Genomic DNA, 5,156 nt, shown 5'->3' on the forward strand with positions numbered 1-5,156 from the left:
GGAGGTGTGGTGGGCACAAGTACAGGAGAGTGGAATTAAGCCATTGCAAGAGTTCGCACGAAAACTGAGTCCTTATCTTCACGGCATTATCGCATCGGCAAGTTATCCGCTTAACACCTGCACATTGGAAGGGATAAACAACAAGATAAAACTAATCAAGCGAATGGGATATGGGTATCGAGATACAGACTACTTCTTCTTGAAGATAAAAGCGGCTTTCCCCGGAAAGCCGCGATGAACCTTTTTATTTGCATTTTGTAGCGGCAGCTTGCAGAATGACCAAAAATGTTACAAGGAAGTTAAAATGCAACATGGACTGTTGTCATCATTACTCTTGTCTACTTCACTGTTACTTTCACAGGTCGGTATTGTGAATGCCACCGAGATGTCTCCACATACAGTAGAGTCTTGGCTTGAGAATGATCAAGTAAAACTAAAAACTGCTGAATTGCTTGAGCTTGTCGTGCGTGATGAAGTGAATTCGTTACGCTTTGCACTTGAGCGCCTGACATTTCCCCAGCAAGAGGCGGCTCGTTACCAACTCTTAAAGAAGATTGAACAGCAAAAAATCGTACTCACACCGAAGATGTCTATCTTTGTGGAGCAACAGCTCGCTATTACGCCAACCTACCAGGTATTAGAGCGTGGTGATGGCTATGAGTTTACGGTTCCAGCCTTTAATTATCCTTCGATAGCAAACCGCTTAATCAAACAATTCCGTGCTGACCAAAATACATTGGTGTTTGTGCTCGATGCAGAGAAACAGAACCTCAATCTTAAAGAGTGGCTAACTGGCTCTGAGCATCAGGTCCAAACTCGAGAAGCGCTACTCATAAGAGAATTGGATAGCTTGTCTCCAGAGGCCGTGAATTACTTAGCAAAACAGCTAACAGAGTCACCGATAGTCAGCTGGTTACCCTCTACCGAAGTAGTGGTTCGATTGGCACAGGTGAGCGAAGACTCGGATGTCTATCAAATTCTCTGGAAGATGAAAGCCGATTATCATAGCCAAGTTGAGCTGGTTCGTCTCGCTGAGAGTAAATCCCCATTTGCCTTAGAGCAGGTGATGGCTGCAACGAAAAACCCAAGATTAAAAGAAGAAGCGATTACTTTACTGACGAGAGTGAACCCACTTTCAGAAGAGGTGAAAGACTTTTTAGTTTCTCGCATGGCGATTGCTGATGATGCGCCATTGGTCGCTCGTGAGTTGGCAAAACAAGGGTACACTAACTGGTTGCAAGAGCTAGTGAGTGACAACCCACAAGTCAAAAGTTCAGTGATCCAGCAAGTGCTTCCGTAACTGGGTTTTACCTCTCAATAACCTTACTAAAAAGGGGGATCTCACGATGCCCCTTTTTGATATACTGAGCGCAGAATAATCAGCATGTAGAAGTTCTATGAGTTTTAAAGATTTACGTGATTTTATCGACCATCTTGAAAGTATTGGTCAGTTGAAACGCATTCCTCACCCAGTCGACCCAAACTATGAAATGACCGAAATTAGCGACCGTACTCTACGTGCTGGTGGCCCAGCTCTTCTGTTCGAGAACCCGGTAGGCTATGACATGCCTGTTTTGACCAATCTATTTGGTACTCCCAACCGTGTTGCGATAGGCATGGGCCGTCAGGAAGTTAAAGAGTTGCGCGAAGTGGGTAAGCTATTGGCTTATTTAAAAGAGCCAGAGCCGCCGAAAGGTTTTAAAGACGCGATTGATAAGTTACCCGTGTTCAAACAGGTATTGAACATGCCGGCTAAGCGCCTTCGTAAAGCAGCATGCCAACAAGTCGTGTGGCAAGGCGATGACGTCGACCTAGATAAAATTCCTGTGATGAGCTGTTGGGCCGACGATGTCGCGCCATTGCTAACGTGGGGTTTAACGGTTACTCGAGGTCCAAACAAGAAACGCCAAAACTTAGGTATCTATCGTCAGCAGAAGATCGGTAAGAATAAAATCATCATGCGTTGGTTAGCTCACCGTGGTGGAGCACTGGATCTGCGTGATTGGATGGAAACCAACCCAGGTAAACCATTTCCGGTATCGGTAGCGTTTGGTGCCGACCCAGCCACCATTCTTGGTGCGGTTACGCCAGTGCCGGATACTTTATCTGAGTACGCGTTTGCAGGCTTACTACGTGGTAGTAAAACAGAGGTCGTTAAATCAATCAGCAACGACTTAGAGGTTCCTGCAAGTGCGGAAATCGTGATGGAAGGTTACATCGACCCGAATGAATTTGCGGATGAAGGGCCTTACGGAGACCATACTGGTTACTATAACGAGAAAGAAAAGCACCATGTGTTTACTATTACTCATGTAACCATGCGCGAGAACCCTATCTATCACAGCACCTATACTGGCCGTCCACCGGATGAGCCTGCGGTATTGGGGGTTGCGCTAAATGAAGTGTTTGTGCCTATTCTTCAAAAGCAGTTCCCAGAGATTGAAGATTTCTATCTACCGCCTGAAGGTTGTTCGTACCGAATGGCAGTCGTGACCATGAAGAAGCAATACCCAGGTCACGCTAAGCGAGTGATGATGGGGGTATGGTCTTTCTTACGCCAATTCATGTACACCAAATTTGTATTGGTGTGTGATGAAGATGTCAATGCCCGTGATTGGTCTCAAGTAACCGCTGCGATGTGCGAACATATGGATCCGTCACGCGATAGTCTGATGATAGAGAACACGCCGATCGATTCATTGGATTTTGCATCGCCCGTAGTTGGGTTAGGTTCTAAGATGGGCTTAGATATTACTAAGAAGTGGGATGCAGAGTTAGCGCTATCGCCAGATATTCAATCAGCAGCTACAAATAGTGAACATATAGAGGGTAGCTTGGCTGAGTTAACCGAGGTTCACCCTGAAATTATTGATATTCACCTACAAAACGACAATGCCAGCATGGTAGTGGTGTCTATTGATAAGCAAGCTACAGGTAATGGTAAGAAAATCATGGAAGCGGTTTGGTCTCAATTTGATGAGAACAAGTTTGTTATCGTATGTGACGGCGATGTCAACGTGAGTGACTGGAATGACATCATTTGGGCGGTAACAACAAGAATGGATCCGGCCAGAGATACGTTGTTCCTACAGAACGAAGCAGGACACTCCAAAATGGGATTAGATGCGACCAATAAATGGGAAGGCGAATGCTTGCGTGAGTGGGGGGTTCCCATCACAAAAGACCCTGAGCTGGTCAAAAAGATTGATAGCATCTGGGAACAACTAGGAATTTTATGAGCTACCAAGTAGTCTTGTATCCAGAAAACATCAGTTTCACCGTAGAAAAAGGGCAAACGGTCTTGGATGCTGCGCTCAACAGCGATATCTATTTCCCTAACCGTTGTCAAGTTGGCGCATGTGCTATGTGCATGTGCAAAAAATTAGAAGGGCAAGTGAGTTACCACCTTGAACCTATGCTCACAGAGAAAGAGCAGCATCAGGGTTGGATTTTCGCTTGCCAAGCATTTGCAGAAAGTAATTTAGTTCTAACCTTTGCCGATTAAGGGTTAGTGAGAGGAAGAACATGACTATTAAATGTAAAGTTAAGTCTATCGAGCCTTTGGCTTGTAACACTTACCAAATCCTGCTTCACCCAGAGACACCCGTCGCTTTTAAAGCGGGTCAGTACCTGATGGTTGAAATGGGCGAGAAAGATAAACGTCCATTTTCTATTGCAAGCAGCCCATGCCGCCATGAAGGTGAGCTTGAGTTACACATTGGTGCCGCTGAGCACAATGCTTACGCATTAGAAGTAGTTGAAGCGATGAAGAAGGCACAAGCTGAAGATGGCGATATTGCTATTGATGCTCCACACGGAGATGCTTGGATCAAAGAAGAAAGCGATCGCCCTCTATTACTAATTGCTGGTGGTACGGGTTTCAGCTACGTACGCTCTATTCTTGATCACTGCATCGCGCAAAACAGCAAAAAAGAGATTCACTTATACTGGGGCGCAAAAGACGAGTGCCAGTTATATGCAAAAGAAGAGCTAGTAGGCATCGCAGAAAAGCACGACAATGTGCATTTTGTACCAGTTGTAGAAGAAGCGCCTGAAGTTTGGCATGGTCAAACTGGTAATGTACTTGAAGCAATTACACAAAGTTTCGAATCACTGGCTGATTTCGATATCTATATTGCAGGTCGTTTTGAAATGGCAGGTGCAGCAAGAGACCTATTTACTCAGAATAAAGAAGCAAAGCGCGACCATATGTACGCTGATGCTTACGCATTTATCTAATAATAATCTTAGGTTTTGAGTAAAAAGAGAGCAGAAATGCTCTCTTTTTTATGTTTAGGTGAACTATTAGGCAGTTAACCTCTATTTATTCATTTTTTATGAAAAAGTAGTTGCTAACCTGAGTGGGTTCCCTATAATGCGGTCCCACTGAGACGGCAGACGCCATAAGGCTTCAGCAAGAATCAGTAAGACGGAAAGCGACAAAAAATTAATTTTCAAAAAGTGTTTGACACTGAATGTTAATTCGCTAGAATGGCCGTCCACTTCGAGAGGCTCCGTACTAAAAAGGAACGCTCAAGAAGTTAAGCTCTTTAATAATTTAAACCTATCAATCTGTGTGGGCACTCGTTGATGAATATCAAAACGTTATTGGTTCTTTTTCGAAAGAGCGTAATAACAGTTACTTCGGTAACAAACTTGATTTCAATGAACTGAGTGACCAATACAAAATTAAGTTTACTTAATTTTGGCACAGTCAATTCATTATCATTCTGTTGGAATGATAATAGCTTTAGAATTACTTTTTGTAGTTTTGAAGTCAGTATTCGTTGAGTCACAAAATCTTAAATTGAAGAGTTTGATCATGGCTCAGATTGAACGCTGGCGGCAGGCCTAACACATGCAAGTCGAGCGGAAACGACACTAACAATCCTTCGGGTGCGTTAATGGGCGTCGAGCGGCGGACGGGTGAGTAATGCCTAGGAAATTGCCTTGATGTGGGGGATAACCATTGGAAACGATGGCTAATACCGCATAATGCCTACGGGCCAAAGAGGGGGACCTTCGGGCCTCTCGCGTCAAGATATGCCTAGGTGGGATTAGCTAGTTGGTGAGGTAATGGCTCACCAAGGCGACGATCCCTAGCTGGTCTGAGAGGATGATCAGCCACACTGGAACTGAGACACGGTCCAGACTCC

Annotated in this window: 5 protein-coding genes and 1 rRNA gene; all 6 read left to right on the plus strand. The window is 44.6% G+C overall.

Annotated features, from left to right (window positions below; translation table 11 throughout):
- Positions 1-238 (plus strand): transposase (locus L1D11_RS22185; protein ID WP_239832794.1); only part of this gene is annotated, 238 nt, incomplete at its 5' end.
- 66 nt (positions 239-304) lie between these two features.
- Positions 305-1,300: a hypothetical protein gene (locus tag L1D11_RS22190; RefSeq protein ID WP_239834701.1), complete on the plus strand. Its 996-nt coding sequence runs from the start codon at positions 305-307 to the stop codon at positions 1,298-1,300.
- Between the two features lie 97 nt (positions 1,301-1,397).
- On the plus strand, positions 1,398-3,239 hold the full coding sequence (ubiD, locus tag L1D11_RS22195) for a 4-hydroxy-3-polyprenylbenzoate decarboxylase (protein ID WP_239834702.1): 1,842 nt from the start codon (positions 1,398-1,400) through the stop codon (positions 3,237-3,239).
- Positions 3,236-3,505, plus strand: a complete 270-nt coding sequence (locus tag L1D11_RS22200) for a 2Fe-2S iron-sulfur cluster-binding protein (protein ID WP_239834703.1) — start codon at positions 3,236-3,238, stop codon at positions 3,503-3,505. The genes ubiD and L1D11_RS22200 overlap by 4 nt, the downstream gene beginning before the upstream one ends.
- 20 nt (positions 3,506-3,525) lie before the next feature.
- Positions 3,526-4,239: an NAD(P)H-flavin reductase gene (fre, locus tag L1D11_RS22205; RefSeq protein ID WP_239834704.1), complete on the plus strand. Its 714-nt coding sequence runs from the start codon at positions 3,526-3,528 to the stop codon at positions 4,237-4,239.
- Between the two features lie 565 nt (positions 4,240-4,804).
- Positions 4,805-5,156, plus strand: a 16S ribosomal RNA gene (locus L1D11_RS22210); the annotation flags it as partial.

Origin of the sequence: Vibrio sp. Isolate32 (assembly GCF_022397955.1) — a bacterium.
Classification (GTDB): Bacteria; Pseudomonadota; Gammaproteobacteria; order Enterobacterales; family Vibrionaceae; genus Vibrio.